Raw genomic sequence first — 2,294 nt, 5'->3', positions numbered from 1 at the left:
AACAGCAAGGTCAGATTTAATATTTTCAACAACTGAACTAGCATAAATAATTGAATCGGAATTTTTTAAATATGGTTCTACCGCTTGCACAACTTCATCCGATTGAAAACCAATTAATGCGGATGAAACCTCTTCTAACAAGATATCATCATCACGGTCCAACAAACTAGCTAGCAGGGGGATATGCTTTTCTAGTTTCAGTAATCCAATCATATATACAGCCAAATTTCCATGAAATGAAAACCATTTTTCGTTTAATTCCTCTTGTAGAATTTCATCGATTTCCTCTTCTGTGATCCAGCCATTTTGGACGATACAGGCGGCAAGTTTTTTTGCTTTAATAAATTGTGAATGCTGATAGGTTGTGGCTTTGTCGAGAGCATTGATTGTATTTGCAAATTCTTCCCAAACTTCTTCCTCGTCCCCCTTTACGATCAGTTCAACAAAGGACCAATGCTCTTCATTAAAATATTTTTGCAGCGGTTCTTTATATTTTAGACCAATTCTTGGATCAATCCGTTCTAATAAATTCAACGCTAAGTGGATTGGGGTCTTGTCCATCTTTGGGATATTCTCTAACAAAAGCTGGACGCCCTCTTCATTGATCTTCATGTTATCAATGTAAATTAGTATCGACGATTGCTTGTCCTCGTTCGTAAAAGCTTCCTTCAATAATTTTATCGTCCATTCTTCAGGAACGTTTGGATAATCGTGTAAGGCATGAAGCACTATTTCTTGAATTAAGATATCCTTGCTAATTAAGTGTGGTTTTATTTTTTCTCACAAAGTCCTCGTATCCGTCCTTTTACCAACTTTATTCTCCATAGTATTATAATTGATTTTAGCAGCATCACCAAAAGAAAACTTTAATGGTATGTATGAGCTGAAGCAATCGAAATACAAAAACTCGCCGCAAATCTTTTTTGGGCGAGTTTCTGATTTATGATTGTTTTACTATATATTAAAATGTTAATCCATGACCAAGCTTATAGATATTACCATCACTATCTTTATAAGCATAAGTGAGACCTTCCCGCATATACTTGTCCTTGTCATAGCCTGGTACATCATTTCTCGATACACAATTACCTTCTTCATCAACCGCAATGACGGCTTCACTAGCTGGCAATGTCAAAGGTAAAACACCAACTGGACGGCTTTTGCCTGCGATCACCTCATATTGTGCCTTATAGTAGGTGTCGTAACCAGCGATTAGGACATCCGCTAAAGGTTCAACGTTTCCAAGGATCCATGGCAAAATAAAATTCACACTCATAATGACTTTTCCGCCGCGGACATGGATACTGTCTGCCACTTCTTTAAGATGGTCCATTCCACTTAAAGTGGTTTCTTGATAGGTAGACCCATCCAAAGCTGTTTCTGTTTTATCTTCGCAGATTTCAAGTTCTAACAATCCTGGGGTTGCATTGAAATATGCCCCAGATTTTGGACTTAAAAATAGAATGGCAATGTCAGCTTCATTGTAGTTATCCGTCAACGTAAATTGACCAAGCTCTTGACATTCTTGTCTTGCTATTTCAGTATAAGAAGTTGCTCGCTCTGGTTCTTTGTGGAAGACTTCTACATAAACTTTCTTAGTACCAAGCTTATCAGCTGTTAAAGGTAACGTCTGGTTGCTATTTTTAAGAACGGTTACTGATTTTTTATGAGCCTCATAGGCTGCTTCCCAGCTAGCAGGATTATTAACTACTGAAGCAGCATTCTCTGGTGAAACGTATGTGCGATCATCAAATAGACCTAAAGCAAACATTTCAGTCAACAGGCGTACATTCGCTTCATTAATCCGCTCTTCACTAATCCAGCCATTTTCGATCGCTGTTTTAAGGTTTTCAATATCATTCGTGTCAGAAATAAGATCTGTCCCCGCATTAATCGCTTTAGCAAAACGTTCCGCCTCGGTTAAGGTTTCAACGCCCCAGCTCATTTTACTTGTGACGCCGCTGTCACTATTGATATAGCCTTTGAAGCCTAATTTTTCTCTAAGAATCGTATTTAAGAAATATTCATTAAAAGTAAACCCAACCTCTTCGAAGGGAATGTTTTCACCTTCGAATTCTTGGACTGAACTTTTCTTGATACTAGGGATCGAATAATATGGCATCATCGATGAAGTCCCATGTTCTGCAGCTGCCCTAAACGGAGGCATATGATACTTTTCTAAGCTTCCAGGTGTGGGATATAGGTTCCATTTTCCCTCTTCATAGTGTGGATCAAATCCATTTTCCCTTGGTCCACCGCCTGGAAAATGCTTAGTCGTCATAGCGATACTATGA

The 2,294-nt window shown here is 38.4% G+C and carries 1 protein-coding gene and 1 pseudogene; both read right to left on the bottom strand.

Features of this window, described 5'->3' with window-relative positions; translation table 11 throughout:
- Positions 1 to 672, bottom strand: a pseudogene (locus tag V7659_RS25640) (zinc chelation protein SecC); the annotation flags it as partial.
- A 289-nt stretch (positions 673 to 961) separates the two neighbouring features.
- Positions 962 to 2,294 (bottom strand): glycoside hydrolase family 3 N-terminal domain-containing protein (locus V7659_RS25635; protein ID WP_335542933.1); only part of this gene is annotated, 1,333 nt, incomplete at its 5' end.

Origin of the sequence: Neobacillus drentensis (genome assembly GCF_036966985.1) — a bacterium.
Taxonomy (GTDB): Bacteria; Bacillota; Bacilli; order Bacillales; family Cytobacillaceae; genus Neobacillus; species Neobacillus drentensis_E.
Note: the sequence above shows the minus strand (reverse complement) of the source record. Positions and strands in the feature narration are given on the sequence as shown.